Consider the following 17,035-nt stretch of genomic DNA (forward strand, 5'->3'; position numbering starts at 1 on the left):
CCACGCTGCCGACCCTCAGCGCGAAGCTGCAGGCGCATGGCCTGGCGGGGAGCACGCCGGCGGCGATCATCGAGCGCGCCACGCTGCCCGACCAGCGCACCGTGGTCGGCACGCTGGCCGGCCTGCCCGACCTGGCGCGGGTGCACGACGTGCGCGCACCGGCGCTGATCATGATCGGCACGGTGGTCTCGCTGCATGCCGAGCTGGGGCCGTCCGGTTCGATTCCGCGCGTCGTCCGAACGGCGGCGGCTTGAGGCCACAATCCGGGCAGGCGGCCTGAGAGCAGCCTGCACCGGAGACAGCCGTCATCGCTCCCACCTCACCGACCGAGGCCCGGCCGGGCCAGGGCACCCGCGTTGGAGTCGCCACCTGGCTCGCCGTCGTCAGCCTGCTCGGGCTGCTGCCGCTGCTGGCGTTCTCGGCGTACAGCGTGTACCGCTCGATCGGCGAGTTGCGGGTGCAGAGCATGTCCGCGCTGCAACGGCGTGCCGACGATGCCGCCATGCTGATCGGCCAGCAGCTGGACAGCGTCTTCGCGGCGCTGCGGGCGACAGCGCAGTCCGACGGCGTGCGTCGCGGTGACCTTGCCACCGCCTATGAGACGGCCACCCGCGTCGCCGAGGTCGACCCGCGCATCGTCGGCATCAGCATCGTCGACGGCGAAGGCCGCCAGGTCTTCAACACGCGCCGTCCGTTGGGCACCCCCCTGCCGCGGCCCCCGGCGCTGCTCATGGAGTTGCAGCGGCCCGTCATCGAACAGGGCCGCCAGGTGGTGTCGCCACTGGTGATCGGGGAGACCACGAAGGACAAGGTGCTCGGCGTCGGCCTGCCGGTCGCCATCGGCGGGCAGACCTACGCGCTGCGTGCCGTGGTGAGCCTGGAGGCCCTCGGCGGCTGGCTCAATGCACAGGCCTGGCCGGCGGACTGGACGGCGGCCGTGATCGACCAGAACTCGGTGATCGTGGCGCGCTCGCGCGACGCCGAGCGCTTCGTCGGCCAGCGTGCCACCGACGTGCTGGTCGACGCGGTGAAGCACGGCGACACGCTCTTCCAGTCCGTCACGAAGGACGGGACTCCGGTGTACACGAGCGTCGCCCCCGTGCCGGGTTCGGGCTGGTACGTGGTGGTGGGCCAGCCGGCGGCGGCGATCCACGCGCAGGTGCGAGACTCGATGGCGCGCGTGCTGATCGTCGGCGTGCTGTGCGCCATGCTGGCGGTGGCGGGCGCCCTGTACATGGCCCGGCGCCTGGCCCGGCAGCTGCGCAGCGCCGTCGAGGCCCATGTGCGCGGCGGCAAGGCCGTGTCGGAGCTCACCATCCGCGAGGTGGCCGAGCTCTCCGATGCCCTGGCCCGCGCGAGCGAGGCCGAGGCCAAGGCGATGGGCGAGCTGCAGCACGCGCGCGAGCAGGCGCTGGCGCAGCTCAAGGAGCGCAGCGACATGCTGGACGTGCTCGCCCACGAGGTGCGCCAGCCACTGAACAACGCCTCGGCGGCGCTGCAGGCGGCCTCGGTGGAGCTGTTGCGCGACGGCAAGCTCACCGCCGCCGAGCCGCTGCGCCGCGCCGAGCTGGTGCTCAACGAGGTGCAGCAGAGCATCGGCAACACGCTGGCGGTGGCCTCGCTGCTGGTCGGCAGCCAGCGCATCGAGGGCGTGGACACCGACATCGACGCGCTGATCGAGGTGGCCATCGCCGACCTGCCGCCGAGCGAGGCCCACCGCGTGCGCATCGAGCGCGACACGAACACGCGCACGGCGTGGATGGAGCCGGGGCTGATGCGGCTGGCGCTGCGCAACCTGTTGTCCAACGCGCTGCGCTGCAGCGCAGCGGGATCGGAGGTGATCGTGTGCATATCGGACTCCGACGAGCCGCTGGCGCTGATCCTCGACGTGATCGACCGTGGCCCGGGCATCGACCCCGGACGGCTGGCCACGCTCGCGGCCGGCATGCCGCCGCGCGCCGAGCGCGACGCGCGCGGCCGGCGGCGCGGCCTCGGCCTGCAAATCGTCCACCGCGTGATGGAACTCCACGGCGGCAGCCTGCGCATCGAGCGCACCGGGCCCGAAGGCACGACGATGCGCCTGATCATCACGCAGAGCGCCGGAGCCTGATCGACCATGAGCCTCCTCGCCCACCTGCTGCTGAAGCAAAGCCGCCTGCAACCCGCTCGTGGTGCCATCTTCCACGGCGACGCGCAGCATGCGAGCCACGCGCAGTGGGCGGCGCGCAGCGCCGGCGCGGCGCAGCGCCTGCGTGACGCCGGGCTCGCCCCGGGCGAGCGGGTCGTTCTCTTCATGCGCAACCACCCGCGCTACCTCGAGCTGCTGTGGGCAGCCTGGTGGGCCGGCCTCGTCGTGGTGCCGGTCAACGCCAAGCTGCACCCGCGCGAAGTGGAGTGGATCATCGCCGACGCGCAGGCGCGCTGGGCCTTCGTGACCCCCGATGTCGCGCCCGGGCCGCTGGCCGGGCTGCAGCGGCAGGTCGACGCCGAGTCGGCCGAAGCCGATGCGCTGCTGGCGCCGGTGGCAGACGCGGCGGCAGTGCCGATCGCCGAACGTGGGCCCGATCACACCGCCTGGCTGTTCTACACCTCCGGCACCACCGGGCGGCCCAAAGGCGTGATGATCACGCAGCGCAACCTGATGACGATGGGCCTGACCTACTTCGCCGACGTCGACGCGGTGTCGCGCGACGATGCGATCGTCTACGCCGCGCCGATGTCGCACGGCGCCGGCCTGTACGCGATTCCGCACCTGGTGGCCGGTGCGCGCCATGTGGTGCCGGCCTCGGGCGGGGTCGATCCGGCCGAGTTGTTCGCGCTCGGGCTCGCGCACGGCCCGCTGTCCACCTTCGCGGCGCCGACCATCGTCAAGCGCCTGGTCGACCATGCGCACCAGCACGGCCTCGGCCCGGCCGAGGCGGCACGTTCCTTCAAGACCATCGTCTACGGCGGCGCGCCGATGTACGTGGCCGACATCCAGCGCGCGCTGGCGGTGATGGGGCCGCGCTTCGTGCAGATCTACGGCCAGGGCGAGACGCCGATGGTGGCCACCGCGCTGGCGCGCCACCACCTCGCCGACGCTGCGCATCCGCGCCACCTCGAGCGCCTCGGCTCGGTGGGCGTGGCGCAGACACCGGTACGCATCCGCATCGCCGACGGCCAGGGCTGCGAACTGCCGGTGGGCGAAGTCGGCGAGGTGCTGGTGCGTGGTGACAGCGTGATGGCCGGCTACTGGCGCAACCCCGAAGCCACTGCCGCGGCGATCCGCGACGGCTGGCTGTTCACCGGCGACGTCGGCTGCCTCGACGCCGACGGCTTCCTGACGCTGAAGGACCGCAGCAAGGACCTGATCATCAGCGGCGGCTCGAACATCTACCCGCGCGAGGTCGAGGAGGTGCTGCTCACCGCGCCGGGCGTGGCCGAGGCGGCGGTGGTCGGTGCATCCGACGCCGAGTGGGGCGAGGTGGTGGTGGCCTTCGTCGTCGCCCAGCCCGGCGCGACGCCCACGCCCGAATCGCTCGACGCGCACTGCCTCGCGCAGATGGCCCGCTTCAAGCGGCCCAAGCGCTACCTGATCGTCGAGGCGCTGCCGAAGAACAACTACGGCAAGGTGCTGAAGACCGCGCTGCGCGAGCGGCTGGCCGGCAGCTGATCAGCGCCGCGCCGCGATCCAGGCGTCGACCTGCTCGTCGAGCACCTGCAGCGGCAGGGCGCCGCTGCCGAGCAGCAGATCGTGGAAGTCGCGCAGGGCCTGCGCGTCGAAGCGCGCGCCGAGCGCCTGCTTCGCCCGCTCGCGCGCCGCCTGGATGCGCATCATGCCGATCTTGTAGGCGCAGGCCTGGCCGGGCTCGACGACGTAGCGCTCGATCTCCGAAACCACGCTGGCCTGCGGCATGCCGGTCTTGTCGACCATGTAGCGCACCGCGCGCTCGCGCGGCCAGCGCTGCTGGTGGATGCCCGTGTCGACCACCAGCCGCACGGCGCGGAACATCTCCGCCTGCAGCCGGCCGAGGTCGCCGTAGGGATCGCCCTCGTACAGGGCCATCTCCTTGCCGAGCGACTCGGCGTACAACGCCCAGCCTTCCAGGTAGGCGGTGAAGGGCAGCACCTTGCGGAAGGTCGGCACGCCGCTCATCTCCTGCGCGAGTGCGATCTGGAAGTGGTGGCCCGGCACGCCTTCGTGGATGGCCAGGGTGCGCATGCCGAACCTGGGGAGTTCGGCCATGCTGCGCAGGTTGGCGAAGAAGATGCCCGGCCGCGAGCCGTCCAGCGCCGGCGGGTTGTAGTAGGCGCCGGGCGCCGTCTTCTCCTTGAATTCGGGCACGCGGCGCACTTCGATCGCGGCCTCGGGCAGGCGGCCGAACAGCGCCCTGGAGCGCTCGAGCTGGTCGCGGATCATCGCGGTGTAGTCGGCCAGCGCGGCCTGGCGGCCGGACTCGTCGTCGGTGTAGAGGAAGCGCGGATCGAGTGCCAGCCGCGCCAGCGCCTGGCCGGGCGTCTCGCCTTCGCGCAGCGCCGACTGGGCGACGAGGATGGCCGCCATCTCGGCTTCGATGCGCGCCACTTCAGCCACGCCGATGTCGTGCACCTGCTGCGGCGTCAGCTCGGTGGTCGTCTCGCGGCGCAGCCGCCAGGCGTAGAAGGCGTCGCCGTCGGGCAGCTTCCACGCGCCGTCGTCGGTGGTCGCCAGTGGCCACTGCCGCTCGAGCGCGGCGATCAGCCGCCGGTAGGCCGGCACGACGCCGCTCTCGATGAGCTGCGTGCAGCGATCGAGCAGCGCACGGCGTTCGGCGTCGTCCAGGCCCGGCAGTGTTGCCACCTTGCCGGCGAAGTGCAGGTACAGCGGATTGGCGGCCGGCAGCTTGCCGGCGAACTCGCGCATGCTGGCCAGCACGTGCTCGATCACGAAGCGCGGCGGCACCACGCCGAGCTGCTGGCGGCGCTGCAGGCCCTCGATCACCTGGTCGTACTTGCGACCGATCTCCGACAGGCGGGCCAGGTAGTCCTCGGCACCGCGCCGATCGGCGATCGCGTGAACGTTGATCAGGAAGTTCGGCGTCTCGTTCTGCACGCCCCAGAGCTGGTCGACCGGGTAGTCGTGGAAGCGGAATCGTTCGCCGTCGAGCTGGTTCTGCAGGAACCAGTCGAGCACGCGGTTGGACAGCCGCTGCGAGGGCGACAGTGCGCCGCCGTCGTAGGCGCGCAGGTCGGCGAGGTTGCGGCGCAGCTTCGCGAAGTCGCGGTCGCCCTTGGCGATCGACACGTCGTCGAGGTGCGCGTTGTGGCGCCGCCAGCCGAAGGACTCGGCGATGCCGATCGCCGACAGCGTCTCCGGGCTGTCCAGCGCGAACTCGATGAAGACCCTTTCGTGGAACAGGTCCAGGCTGAAGGGCCGGAACCAGACCAGGTTGATCACGAAGACCGCCAGGGCGAGCAGCAGCGCGGCGACAACGGCGAACGCCGCCGACCGCCTCCTCATTGCAGGCTCCCTTCCCGCCGCGCCACGGCGTGCGCCCGCGCCGGCATGGCGGCCACCCCGACGCGGTTGCGGCCGTCGCGCTTGGCGGCCAGCAGTTCGTCGTCGGCGGCCTTGAGCAGGGCGTCGGGCGAGGCCGGCGCGAGCAGCGTGTCGGCCACGCCGGCGGAGAAGCTCAGGCCTTCGAGGGTTTCGTCGTCGAGTTCGAAACGCATCGCGCGCCAGCGGCGCAGCAGCGCCTGCACCTTGCGGCGTGCGCCGTCGGCCGTCGTGCGTGGCATCAGCAGGCAGAACTCCTCGCCGCCGTAGCGGCAGGCCACATCGCTGCGCCGGCCGTGGTCGACCAGCAGCGCGCCGAAGGCCGCAAGCAGCCGGTCGCCGGCGGCATGGCCGTGCACGTCGTTGATGCGCTTGAAGTGGTCGAGGTCGATGATCACCAGCGCCAGCGGCTGAGTCTCGCGCCGGCCCAGCGCGAACAGCGTGGGCAGCGTGTCGTTGAGGTGGCGGCGGTTGAACAGGCCGGTCAGCGGGTCGTGCACCGCCTGCTCGCGCAATGCGGCCTGCAGCGCCTGCACCTCGTCGACCTTGCGCGACAGCTGCGCATTGATGGCCGCCAGCTCGGCGCGTGCACGTTCGGTATGGCGCGCCCGGGCATCGTTCTCGTCGAGACGGTGCTGCAGGCGCAGCAGCTCGGTCTGCAGGGTCGCGGCCTGGTAGCGCGCCCGCGAGGCCAGCTGCGTCTGCGCGCGGTGCAGCCGTTGCCACTGGCGCAGTGCGGCGAGTGCGGATGCACTGTCGCCCGCCGCTTCGTGCGCCTCGCTGAGCACACCGAAGAACTGCGCGCGGATGCGCACCGAGAGGCCATCGACGTCGTCGCGCGCGGCTTCGCCCTGCCCGGCACGCAGCGTTGCCACCGCGCGTGTGGCATCGCCCTCGGCCAGCGCCAGCAGGCCGGCGGCGGTGATGCGCTCGAGGCGTTCGTCGGCCAGCGGCGAGACGCCCAGGGCCAGCGCGCGCGCCACCAGCTCGGCGCCCAGCGCCGTCTGCCCGGCGCGCAGCGCGGCGATGGCCAGCGTCTCGAAGGCCGGCTCGATGCTGCCGCGGCCGCTGGCGTCGGTGGGCATGGCCAGCACGGAGGCCACGTCGGGCATCGCCTCGCCGGCGCGGCCAAGCTCGGTCAGGCAGAGCACGCGGTTGATCAGCAGGATGCCCAGCAAGCGCGCGTTCTTCAGCTGGGTTCCGCCGGCCAGGCCCTGGTCGACATGCTGCAGCGCGTGCTCGTAGTCGCCGATCTGCAGCAGCTCGTGCGACAGATTGCAGTGCAGCACCGTGTCGAAGCCGTGGCCGCGCTTCGGGCCGGCGTCGCGCAGCGCCTCGAACATGTGCGCGAAGGCCTGCGACGAGTCGCCCAGCGCCGAGTAGCAGCCGGCGATGGTGTTGAGCAGCACGCCGCGCTGGTCGTGGCGCAGCACGCGTACGCCTTCGTCGCGCAGCGGCAGCACCGCGGCGAGCGCCTCGCGCACCCGGCCCTCGCGCCACATGGCGCGCGACAGCGCGGCGCTGGCCAGCAGGTGGCCGGCACGGTCCTCGCCCTGGGCGAAGCAGCGCAGCGCACGCTTGAGTTCGCGCGTCGCATCGGCCACGGTGCCGAAGTAGAGCAGGTGGTAGCCCAGCGTGATGCGGCCCCAGCCCTCGGCGCCGGCATCGCCGCTGCGCTGCGCCGCAGCGATCGCCACCTCGGCCAGCCGGCGTGCCCGCGGCGAGTCGACATGCAGCAGGTTCCAGGCACGACGCGCCTGGCGCAGCGCTGCAGTGGGGGGCGTTCGCGGGCTCGGCATGCGGCGATTATCGCGAGGAGGCCTTCAGAACCCGCCGAACCGGCCGATATGAACGAACCGCCACCCCCGAAAAGGGATCCGCCATGAATGCCGTCGTATCCGCCGCCGCCTCGAGCGCCTCGTCCGCCCAGGCCGGCACCGTGCAGGGCGCCGCCTCGACGCTGGTGCTGAAGAAGGCCATGGACGCCCAGGCCGCCTCGGCAGCGCAGCTGATCGCCTCGCTGCCGCAGCCGGCGCTGGCGACGTCCGGCAGCCTCGGCACGCAGGTCAACACCTTTGCCTGAGCGTGCGCCACGGCGCGCGCCTCAGTGCGAGGTGCCCTCCGAGCGCGAGATCTTGTTCCAGACGTTGTACTTGCCGACCGGCTTGCTCATCGGCAGGCGCTTGACTTCCTTGAACGTCGTCGCGTCGTAGACGACGATCACGCCGTCCATCTCCCACACGCTGGCCAGCGCGTAGCGGCCGTCGCGGGTGAACTCGATGTGGGCCAGCGTGCGGCCGGGTTCGCGCACCTGCGCCACCGGCTCGAGCGTGCGCTTGTCGATGATCGTCAGCGTGTCCCTGGCGCTCGGGCTCATCATCGAATCGACCCAGGCATAGCGCGAGTTCTCGTGGCTGCGCATGAAGAAGCCCGGCCCCGGCGTGGTGATGCTCTTCACCGTCTGCCAGGTCTTCATGTCGATCACCTGCACCACGCCGTCCTTCAGGTTGGGGCTGGCCAACACGGTGCTGCCGTTCCAGGCGAAGGTGATGCCCGAACCGAGGTGCGGCATGCCGGCCAGCGGCAGTGCGGCGATGCGGCGCCGGATGTCGAGGTTGACCACCTGCGCGCTCGGGCTGCCGTCGTTCTTCGGGCGCGTGGCGCCGAGCACGTGGCGGTAGCTCTGGTCGAAGAAGAAGTCGTCGAGCGGCTCGTCCAGCGGCGTGCGGCGCACGCCCAGGAACCCCGGCTTGGGCGTGCCTTCGCCCATCCTGTAGTCGTGCACCAGGCCGTCGTGGATGGGCTCGGCCTTCGGGTCGTAGGAGATCTCCCACAGCTCGGGGATGTCCTTCAGCGCGACCACGAAGCTGCGGCGCGGCTGCGCGTCGTAGACCGCGGAGACGCGAGAGCTGGCCTTGCCGTCCAGCGTGGCGGCGTCGTAGGTGCGCTGCAGCTGCAAATCGGCGTCGAACAGGGCCAGCGTGTGCGGCAGGTAGTTGGCGGCCATCACCCAGCGGCCGTCACCGGAGACGGCGACGTTGCGCATGTTCAGCCCGGCGCGCACCTCGGCCACCACCGTCAGGTTCCACAGGTCGTACTTGGTGATCCAGCCGTCGCGCGAACCGAAGTAGACGAAGCGCCCGTCGGGCGAGAACTTCGGCCCGCCGTGCAGCGCGAAGCGCGAGGCGAAGCGGTGCATGACCTCGAACCTGTCGCCGTCGACGACCGAGACATGGTGGTCGCCGCCCTCGACGACGAGGAACACGTTCATCGGGTCGGCCTTCCACGCCGGCCGGGCCGGCAGCGACGACGCCCCCTCGACAACGCTGCGCGAAGCGCGGATCTGCGCTTCGCTCCAGCCCGGCGCCGGCGTCACCGGCGTGTAGATCCACTTCGACAGCGCGGTGATCTGCTCGGCCGAGAGCTTGTCGGCGAAGCCGGGCATCTGCGTGGCGGTGCGGCCCTTGGCGATCACCGCCGTGGCCTCGGCCGGCTTCACGCGCTGCAGGCTCTCGGGCAGCAGCGCCGGGCCCATGCCGCCCAGCCGCTGCTCGCCGTGGCAGGCCACGCAGTGCTCGCGGTAGAGGGCCGGCGCATCGGATGCCGTGCCGGTCTGGGCGCGCGCCATGTCGGCGGCGATGGCAAGGAAGGACGCGGCCAGCGCAACCTTCCACCAAGTGGCGGTTGGCTTCATGTGACGGCCTCCACCGCGGCGACGCCGATCTCCTCGTCATCGAGATAACAACCCGGGTCGCCCGCCCAGGCATCGCCGGTGACCTGCTGCGCCCGCGTGCGCGTGTTGCCGCCGCAGATGTCGAAGTGGCGGCAGCCGGCGCAGCGGCCGCCGACCGGGCGTGGCTTCATCTTCAGGCCGCGCATCAGCGAGTCGCTGGTGTCCATCCAGATCGTCGAGAACGGCCGCTCGCGCACGCTGCCCAGGCTGTGGTGCCACCACATGGTGTCGGGATGCACCACGCCGAGGTTGTCGATGTTGGCCACGTTGACGCCCGAGGCGTTCCCTCCCCAGGCCACCAGCCGCTCGCGCAACGGCGCTTCCCAGCGCGGGAAACGTTCGTGCACCCACTGCAGCAGGTACGCACCGTCGGCGTCGTTGTTGCCGGTGACGAAGTCCTGCTCGCTGCCGGCCTTCGCTGCCCGCCACGCGGCTTCGTACAACACGTCGAGCGCGTTGCGGGTGGTCTCGAACTGCGCGTCGCGCGAGCGGTGGATGTTGCCGCGGCCGGCGTAGTTCAGGTGCGAGAAGTAGAACTTGTCGATCGCCTCGTCGCGCATCAGGCGCAGCAGCGGCACGAGGTCGTGCGCGTTCATCGCCGTCATCGTGTAGCGCATGCCCACCTTCACGCCACGGTCGCGCAGCATGCGCATCGCGGCCAGGCTCTTGTCGAAGGCGCCTTCCATGCGGCGGAACCTGTCGTGCGTGGCGCCGATGCCGTCCAGGCTGATGCCGACGTAGTCGAAGCCCTGGGCGGCAATGCGGTCGGCCATCGGCGCGTCGATCAGCGTGCCGTTGGTCGACAGGCCGACGTAGAAGCGCATCGCCTTGGCGCGCGAGGCGATTTCGAAGATGTCGGCGCGCATCAGCGGCTCGCCGCCGGAGAGGATCAGCACCGGCACCCTGAAGGCCTTCAGGTCGTCCATCACCGTGAAGACCTCTTGCGTGCTCAGCTCGCCGGTGTATTCGTGGTCGGCCGAGATCGAGTAGCAGTGCTTGCAGGTCAGGTTGCAGCGGCGGATCAGGTTCCAGATCACCACCGGGCCTGTTGGCTGGCCGCTGCCGCGGCTGGCCGGCACCGGGTAGAGGCCGGCGGCTTCCGCCTGGGCCAGCTCGCGCATGTATTGCGAGACGCGGAACATGATTCAGTTCTCCGTGAACGAGAGTCGCAGCCCGGTCTTCTTCAGGATCGCGCTGCTGTAGAGGATGTCGCTGCCGCGGCAGGCGTCGCCGAGCAGGGTACGGATCTGCACAGCCTGGCGCTCGACCTCGTCGCGCGAACGGCCATGCACCATCGCGAACAGGTTGTAGGGCCACACCGGCAGTGCGCGCGGGCGGCGGTAGCAGTGGCTGACGCCGGGCAGGGCGCCGACCATCGCACCGAGCTCATCGATCCGATCGTCGGCCACGTCCCACACCGTCATGCCGTTGGCGGTGTAGCCGAGCTTGTAGTGGTTGGGCACCGCGCCGATGCGGCGGATCAGGCCCTCGGCGAGCATCTCGCCGAGCCGCTCGCGCACCTGCTCGCCGCTGACGCCGAGCATCGCGCCCACCGCCTCGTAGGGCCGCGCCACCAGCGGCAGGCCCGACTGCGTGGCGGCGATCAGCTCGCGGTCGAAGTCAGACAGCGCCATGGTCGGGCTCCGCAGCGGCGGACAGCCGCAGTTCGACGAAGTACTCGCGCTCCTTCGGGAAGGCGTGCACCTTCAGGCCGGTCGCAGCTTCGATGCGCTCGAGCGCGTCGAACGCCGCTTCGCGTGCCTCGGCGGCGATCACGAACCACATGTTCAGCCGATGCTCGCGCCGGTAGTTGTGCGCCACCTCGGGGAAGGCGTTGACGATGCCGGTGATGCGCTGGAAGTCGGCCTCCGGCACCTCGATGGCAGCCAGCACGAACAGGCCGCCGGCGCGCTCGATCTGGAACAGCGGGCCGAAGCGCGTCAGCGTGCCGCGCGCGAGCAGGTGGCGCAAGCGCTCGATCATCTCGTCCTCGGAGATGCCGAGCTCGGCGCCGACGTCGGCGAACGGACGCTCGGTGAGCGGCAGTTCGCCGTGCAGCCGGTCGATGAGCTGCAGGTCGACCCGATCCGGGGCCTCAGGCATGTTCATGGTCGGCCACCCGTTGCGCGCTGCGGAAGTAGCTCCCGCCCTGCTGCTTGAAGCGCCGCAGGCTGAACAGCACCTCGTGCGGGCGATGCTCGAGGCCGGCGGCGCGCGCCGCCGCGGCGATCGTCGCGCGCACGGCCTCGCGCTCGCGGCCGTGCACCATGCAATACAGGTTGTAGGGCCAGCCCGCGGCTCGGGCGCGGCGATAGCACAGCGTCACGCCGGGCTGCGCGGCGAGCGCGGCACCGCGGGCGTCGACTTCGTCATCGGGCACGTCGAACACCGTCATCGCATTGCGGTCGAAGCCCAGCTCGTGGTGGCGAACCACCACGCCGAAGCGGCGCAGCGTGCCGCGGTCCAGCCAGCGCTCGATCGTGGCGAGCACCTCGGCCTCGTCGCGGCCGAGCTGTGTTGCCCAGGCGGTGTAGGGCCGCACGACCAGCGGCATGCCAGCCTCGACCAGCACGGCCAGCGGCCGCTCGGCCTCGGCCACGGGGGCGGCGCGTCGCTCGGCGTGCGGGCGGTCGGTCGCCGCAACGGCACCGCGCAGGTCGAAGCCCAGGTCGATGCGGTAGACACGCTGCATCGGCAGGCGCAGCGTGGCCAGGCCAGTGTCGTGCTCCAGCGCATCGAGCCGCGCGTGCAGCGTGGCGCCCTCGGTGCCGGTGATCACGAACCAGAGATTGAAGCGGTGCTCACGCTCGTAGTTGTGGTTGACGCCGGGCAGCGCATCGACCTGTGCGGCCACGGCGTCGAGCCGATCGGCAGGTACCGCCATCGCGACGAGCAGCGCGGCACCACCGGCGCCGGCGGCCCACACGCCGCCGATGCGGCTCAGCGAACCCTCGGCACGCGCGGCCTCGAAGCCTGCGATGACCGCGATCTCGTCCGTGCCCAGCGCTGAGGCGACGCGCGCGAACGGGCGGCCGTCCAGCGGGAAGCCGTGCTGCCAGCGGTTGAGAAGCGTCAGGCGGTCCATGCTCAGAAGCCCATGCGCGCGGCGCGGCTGGTGAAGAACACGCCACTCGGTGCGTCCAGCGGCAGCGTGGCGAGCGTGGCGAAGCTCTTCGTGTCGAACACCGACACGCGGTTGGAGTCGCGCGAGCTGATCCAGACCGCCTCGCCGCGCGGCGTGAACTCCATGTGCAGCACCGCCTTGCCGGGCTCCAGCGTCTTCACCACCTGGCGGGTGACGGTGTCGATCACCTGCACGCGGTCGTAGTCGGGCACGGCGAAGTTGACCCACACCTGGCGGCCGTCGGGCCGCGCGATCGCGAACACCGGCTGGCCGGCGACGGGAATGCGCGCCACCTCGGCCCAGCTCTCGGTGTCGACCACCAGCACCTCGTGGCGGCCGATGGCCGGCAGGTACGCATGGCGCCCGGCCACTGCCCAGCCGCGCAGGTGCGGCATCTTGAAGACCGGCAGCGCTTGCTGGCCGCGGCCGTAGCCGGCCAGGATGCGGCGCACCTGCGGCTTCTCGGCCCACAGGTCGATCAGCGCCAGCCCGTCCTCGCCGAACAGGCCGGCGATGTAGTGGCGGCCGTCGGGCGTGACCAACGCGTCGTAGGGCTGGCGGCCGACGTTCTCGAACTTGGTCAGCTTCGGCGTCGCTGCCTCCGAGAGGTCGGCGATCCAGATCTGGTCGGCATCGAACAGCGAGAAGACGAAGCGCCTGCCCGGCAGGTCGGCCAGACCCACGACGCGCGAGAGCTTGCCCGGCGTGCCGGGCGCGTCATAGCGGGCCGGGATGTCGGCGACGAGCGCGAGCGTCTTCGCATCGAACACCTTCACGCCGCCGGGCTGGTAGTTCTGTGCCGCGACCAGCGTGCCGTCCTGCGACACCGCGCCGCCGATCGAGTTGCCGGACTGCATCACACGCTGCTCGATGCGGCGGGTGATCAGGTTGATGCGGCTGAGCGCACCGTCGCGGCCGAACACGAAGGCGCTGCCGCCGTCGCGCGAGAACACCACCGAGGCGTGTGACAGATCGCCCAGCCCCGGCACCTCGGCGAGCACGCGGCGCTCGCTGGTGTCGACGATGGCCACGGTGCCGCTGGCGCGCTCGATGACGACGCCGAGGTCGCCGGTGCCCTTGGGTGGCGCCGTGACGGCGCAGCCGGCGAGCCAGGCCGCGCAGAGAAGCGACAGCGCTCGCTTCATCGTGACTCCTCGGGAAAGCCGGCCAGCAGACGCTCGGCGATCCAGCGTGATTCGCCGGCACGCAGCATCGAGCGCCACGGAGGCATCGGCGTGCCGGGGCGGCCGTGTTCGATCACCGCCTCCAGCGAATCGAGCGGCTTGTCGGCCAGCGCCGCGGGAGTCAGCGCGGGGCCGAGCCCGCCGGTCAGCGCCATGCCGTGGCAGGAGCCGCAGTCCTGCCGGACCATGCGCACCAGCTCGCGCTGGCGTGCCGTGTCCGGCGAGGCAATCACGGGCAATGCGACGGCCATCAGCATGCCGATCAGGAGCCGTCGCATGCCCATGGTCAGCTCTTGAGAATGAACTCGACCGCCGCCTTGAGGTTGGCGTCGTCGATCTTCTCCGGCGGGTTCGGCGCCATCGGGATCGGGCCGAAGCTGCCCTTGCCGCCGCTGCGCACCTTCTGCATCAGCGTGGGCACGACGTCCTGGCCCTTGTACTTGGCGGCGATCTCCTTGAAGGAGGGCCCGACCATCTTCTTGTCCCTGGCGTGGCAGGCCAGGCAGCCGGCCTTGTTCATCGCCTCTTCCGGGTTGGCCTGCGCCGGGGCCGGAGCCCCGAACGCAGCCACCGCCAGGCCGAGCGACAACATCAGTTGTGTCTTCATGGTGGTGGCTCCAGCGTCAATAGACATCATGTTGGGTGTTGTAGACGTTGAAGTGCCCGGTCGGCGTGATCAGGCGCGGGTCCTTGATCACGGCCTTCAGCTTCAGCGTCCTGTCGTCGACGACGACCAGCGCGCTCTGCTTGTTCTTGGCGCTCCACACCGCGAACCACACCTCGTCGCCGGCCTTGTTGAACTCCGGCTGCACGACGCGCTTGGCGCCGTCGTCGGTGAGGCCCGCCCACTCGGCGATGGGCAGCGTGACGTAGCCCTTGTCGAGGGCGTTGATGTCGTAGACGACGATCGACTGCGAGATCTTCGGATCGGGGTTGAGCGGCGCATCCGAATACAGGTGCATGCTCTTCGGATGGCTCTTGATGAACAGCGCGCCGCCGCCCGGGCCCTTGATCTTGGCGACCTCCTTGAAAGCGAACTGCTTGTTCTTCTTCGGGTCGGTGCCGATCAGCGAGATCGTCTCGTCGCCGAGGTGGCCGGTCGCCCAGACGGGGCCGAACTTCGGGTGCTTGAAGTTGGCGCCGCGGCCCGGGTGCGGGATCTTGCCGACCTCGGTCAGGCCGGCGAGCTTGCCGTCCTTCGCGTCGATTGCGGCAATCTTGTTGCTGTTGTTGGCCGCCACCATGAAGTAGCGCTTGCTGCTGTCCCAGCCGCCGTCGTGCAGGAAGGGCGCCGAGCCGATCTCGGTGACCTTCAGCGCCTCGATGTTGGAGTAGTCCACCATCAGCGTCTTGCCGGTCTCCTTGACGTTGACCACGAACTCCGGCTTGAAGTGGCTGGCCACGATCGAGGCGACGCGCGGCTCGGGGTGGTACTCCTGCGTGCCCACCGTCATGCCGCGCGTGGCGACGATCTTCAGCGGCTCGAGCGTGTCGCCCTTCATGATCACGTACTGCGGCGGCCAGTAGGCGCCGGCGATGGCGAACTTGTCCTCGTAGCCCTTGTACTTGCTGGTGTCCACCGAGCGCGCCTCGAGACCGATGCGCAGTTCGGCCACGTTGTCGGGCTTGGCCATCCACAGGTCGATCATGTTGATCTTGGCGTCGCGCCCGATCACGAACAGGTAGCGGCCCGAGGCCGACACGCGAGAGATGTGCACCGCGTAGCCGGTCTTGACGATGTTGATGATCTGCTTGGTGTCGCCGTCGATCAGGGCGACTTCACCGGTGTCGCGCAGCGTGGTCGAGAAGATGTTCTCGATGTTGTAGCTGTTCATCTTCTTCGTCGGCCGCTTCTCCGGCGGGACGATGACCTTCCAGGTCTGCTTCATCTGCGCCATGCCGAACTCCGGCGGCACGGGCGGGTCGTGCTGGATGTAGCGCGCCATCAGGTCGACGGTCTTCTCGTCCATCTCGCCGCTGGTCTGCCAGTTCGGCATGCCGGCGGGCGAGCCGTAGGCGATGAAGACCTTCAGGTAGTCGGTGCCCTTGCCCTGCGTCAGGTCGGGCGTCAGCGGCTTGCCGGTGGCGCCCTTGCGCAGCACGCCGTGGCAGCCGGCGCAACGCTCGAAGTAGATCTTGCGTGCGGTGTCGAACTCGGCCACCGTCATCGGCGGCGCCTTCGGGTTTGTCGACTGGTACATCGGCTCGCCGGCCATCGGCGAGCCGCCGGCCTGGTACTTCAGCTCGGGCTCGGTGACGCCCTTCTTGTCCTGCGCCGAGGCGCCGAAAGGCGACATGGCGATCAGCAATGCAGCCGTCAGCGTGAGCGGCGACGCGGGAATGAGGCTTCTCATGGTGCTCTCCTGGGTTGACCTGTCCGGTGGTGTGTGCCGGCATGGTCGGGCGGGCCAGGAGGCGCGTCCTTGAACTGGTTCAAGCGCAGCAGAAGTGCGCCACGCAAGGCAGCGCCATCACGGCGCCACGTGATCCAGGTGGAACAGGGGTCGATCAGAGCTGCCGCGCGGTAGCGCGCGCGGCTCAGCTCAAGCGGGCGGGCGCGGTTGGCGGGCCGAAGCGGGCCGGGCTGCTGCCCATGCGCGTGGGTTCGACCACCTGCTGCAGCACCGGGGTCGGGGCCGGTCGCGTGACGCCGGCCTCTTCCTCGAGTTCGCGCTCGAGAACGGGTGCACGGTTGTGCACACCCAGCAGGCGGCTGAGTGCCCAGGTCAGGCCGATGAACAGGCCGGTGGCGCCGACGCTGCAGGCCACCAGCAGCGCGGCCAGCGTCCACGGCGTGATGACCAAGCCCAGGCCGAGCGCAGCCAGCAGCGCCACCCCAGCACTGCGCCAGCGGCCGCGCGGGCCGAGCAGCCGCGTGACGGCCGCCACATAGGACGTCAGGAACAGGCCCATCAGCAGCAATTGGGCGGGCAGCAGGGAAGCGGGTTGCTGGTCGAGTGCGGCGAAGGGGTTCACGGTGTCACCTCGGAAGGTGTCATCAGCATGGAGCAGTTACATGCCCTGCGCCACCCCCGAAACAAATACCACGCGACGGCCGTGGTTCAAGTCACGCGGCCACTCCGGCAAGGCGATGCCGCGGCGCTACACGGCGCAGTAGCGCTCCTGGATGTCGCGGTCGGCCAGCAGTGCGGCTGCATCACCCTGGTGCACGATGCAGCCCTGGTCGAGGATGTAGGCGCGGTCGGAGATCGACAGGGCGCGCTCGACGTTCTGCTCGACGAGCAGGAGCGTGGTGCCCTCGCGCTTCATCTGCTCGAACAGTGCGAACATCTCGTGCACCAGCAAGGGCATGATGCCCTCCGAGGGCTCGTCGAGCAGGATCATGCGCGGCTTGCTCATCATTGCGCGCGCGATGGCGAGCATCTGCTGCTCGCCGCCGGAGAGCGAGGTGCCCTCCTGCTCCATGCGCTCGGCCAGGCGGGGGAAGGTCTTGGCGATGGTCGCGATGCGCTCCTTCT

The 17,035-nt window shown here is 70.5% G+C and carries 16 protein-coding genes and 1 pseudogene; 4 read left to right on the forward strand and 13 right to left on the reverse strand.

Annotated features, from left to right (window positions below; translation table 11 throughout):
• The 3 genes and pseudogenes from AAG801_RS30710 to AAG801_RS30720 all read left to right on the forward strand — a co-directional run.
• Positions 1-254 (forward strand): annotated as a pseudogene (locus AAG801_RS30710) (hypothetical protein); the annotation flags it as partial.
• A 176-nt stretch (positions 255-430) separates the two neighbouring features.
• Entirely contained in the window at positions 431-2,110 is a 1,680-nt protein-coding gene (locus AAG801_RS30715) for a sensor histidine kinase (RefSeq protein WP_341891790.1), read from the forward strand.
• Between the two features lie 6 nt (positions 2,111-2,116).
• Positions 2,117-3,652, forward strand: a complete 1,536-nt coding sequence (locus AAG801_RS30720) for an AMP-binding protein (RefSeq protein WP_341891791.1) — start codon at positions 2,117-2,119, stop codon at positions 3,650-3,652.
• Here the strand turns inward: AAG801_RS30720 and AAG801_RS30725 are convergent, their stop codons facing one another.
• Both AAG801_RS30725 and AAG801_RS30730 read right to left on the reverse strand, forming a co-directional pair.
• The gene (locus tag AAG801_RS30725) at positions 3,653-5,479 is read right to left on the reverse strand and encodes a DUF885 domain-containing protein (protein WP_341891792.1); all 1,827 of its coding nucleotides are present in this window, start codon (positions 5,477-5,479) and stop codon (positions 3,653-3,655) included.
• Entirely contained in the window at positions 5,476-7,314 is a 1,839-nt protein-coding gene (locus AAG801_RS30730) for a diguanylate cyclase (protein ID WP_341891793.1), read from the reverse strand. The genes AAG801_RS30725 and AAG801_RS30730 overlap by 4 nt, the downstream gene beginning before the upstream one ends.
• Before the next feature lie 83 nt (positions 7,315-7,397).
• On the opposite strand from AAG801_RS30730, the gene AAG801_RS30735 reads away from it, so the two are divergent.
• Entirely contained in the window at positions 7,398-7,598 is a 201-nt protein-coding gene (locus AAG801_RS30735) for a putative motility protein (RefSeq protein ID WP_341891794.1), read from the forward strand.
• 21 nt (positions 7,599-7,619) lie between these two features.
• Here AAG801_RS30735 and AAG801_RS30740 read toward each other — a convergent pair whose 3' ends face one another.
• The 11 genes from AAG801_RS30740 to AAG801_RS30790 all read right to left on the reverse strand — a co-directional run.
• Complete coding sequence (locus AAG801_RS30740; protein ID WP_341891804.1) at positions 7,620-9,143, reverse strand: cytochrome D1 domain-containing protein; 1,524 nt, start codon at positions 9,141-9,143, stop codon at positions 7,620-7,622.
• Positions 9,144-9,205: 62 nt separating this feature from the next.
• Complete coding sequence (gene nirJ, locus AAG801_RS30745; RefSeq protein WP_341891795.1) at positions 9,206-10,390, reverse strand: heme d1 biosynthesis radical SAM protein NirJ; 1,185 nt, start codon at positions 10,388-10,390, stop codon at positions 9,206-9,208.
• Between the two features lie 3 nt (positions 10,391-10,393).
• A complete protein-coding gene (locus AAG801_RS30750) occupies positions 10,394-10,882 on the reverse strand; it encodes an Lrp/AsnC family transcriptional regulator (RefSeq protein ID WP_341891796.1) in 489 nt (162 codons plus the stop codon).
• Positions 10,869-11,357 carry an Lrp/AsnC family transcriptional regulator gene (locus AAG801_RS30755; protein ID WP_341891797.1) on the reverse strand — a complete coding sequence of 163 codons (489 nt, stop codon included), beginning with the start codon at positions 11,355-11,357 and terminating at the stop codon, positions 10,869-10,871. Before AAG801_RS30755 ends, AAG801_RS30750 begins: the two co-directional genes overlap by 14 nt.
• Entirely contained in the window at positions 11,344-12,333 is a 990-nt protein-coding gene (locus AAG801_RS30760; protein WP_341891798.1) for an Lrp/AsnC family transcriptional regulator, read from the reverse strand. Before AAG801_RS30760 ends, AAG801_RS30755 begins: the two co-directional genes overlap by 14 nt.
• Before the next feature lie 2 nt (positions 12,334-12,335).
• Positions 12,336-13,517 carry a cytochrome D1 domain-containing protein gene (locus tag AAG801_RS30765; RefSeq protein WP_341891799.1) on the reverse strand — a complete coding sequence of 394 codons (1,182 nt, stop codon included), beginning with the start codon at positions 13,515-13,517 and terminating at the stop codon, positions 12,336-12,338.
• A complete protein-coding gene (locus tag AAG801_RS30770; protein ID WP_341891805.1) occupies positions 13,514-13,813 on the reverse strand; it encodes a cytochrome c in 300 nt (99 codons plus the stop codon). Before AAG801_RS30770 ends, AAG801_RS30765 begins: the two co-directional genes overlap by 4 nt.
• A 29-nt stretch (positions 13,814-13,842) precedes the next feature.
• Entirely contained in the window at positions 13,843-14,163 is a 321-nt protein-coding gene (locus tag AAG801_RS30775; RefSeq protein ID WP_341891800.1) for a c-type cytochrome, read from the reverse strand.
• A 16-nt stretch (positions 14,164-14,179) separates the two neighbouring features.
• A complete protein-coding gene (locus AAG801_RS30780; protein WP_341891801.1) occupies positions 14,180-15,910 on the reverse strand; it encodes a cytochrome D1 domain-containing protein in 1,731 nt (576 codons plus the stop codon).
• 184 nt (positions 15,911-16,094) lie between these two features.
• Complete coding sequence (locus AAG801_RS30785) at positions 16,095-16,532, reverse strand: hypothetical protein (RefSeq protein ID WP_341891802.1); 438 nt, start codon at positions 16,530-16,532, stop codon at positions 16,095-16,097.
• 126 nt (positions 16,533-16,658) lie between these two features.
• Positions 16,659-17,035, reverse strand: a 377-nt coding sequence (locus AAG801_RS30790) for an ATP-binding cassette domain-containing protein (RefSeq protein WP_341891803.1), incomplete at its 5' end; no start/stop codon positions are given.

It is taken from the genome of Variovorax sp. YR752 (assembly GCF_943372545.1).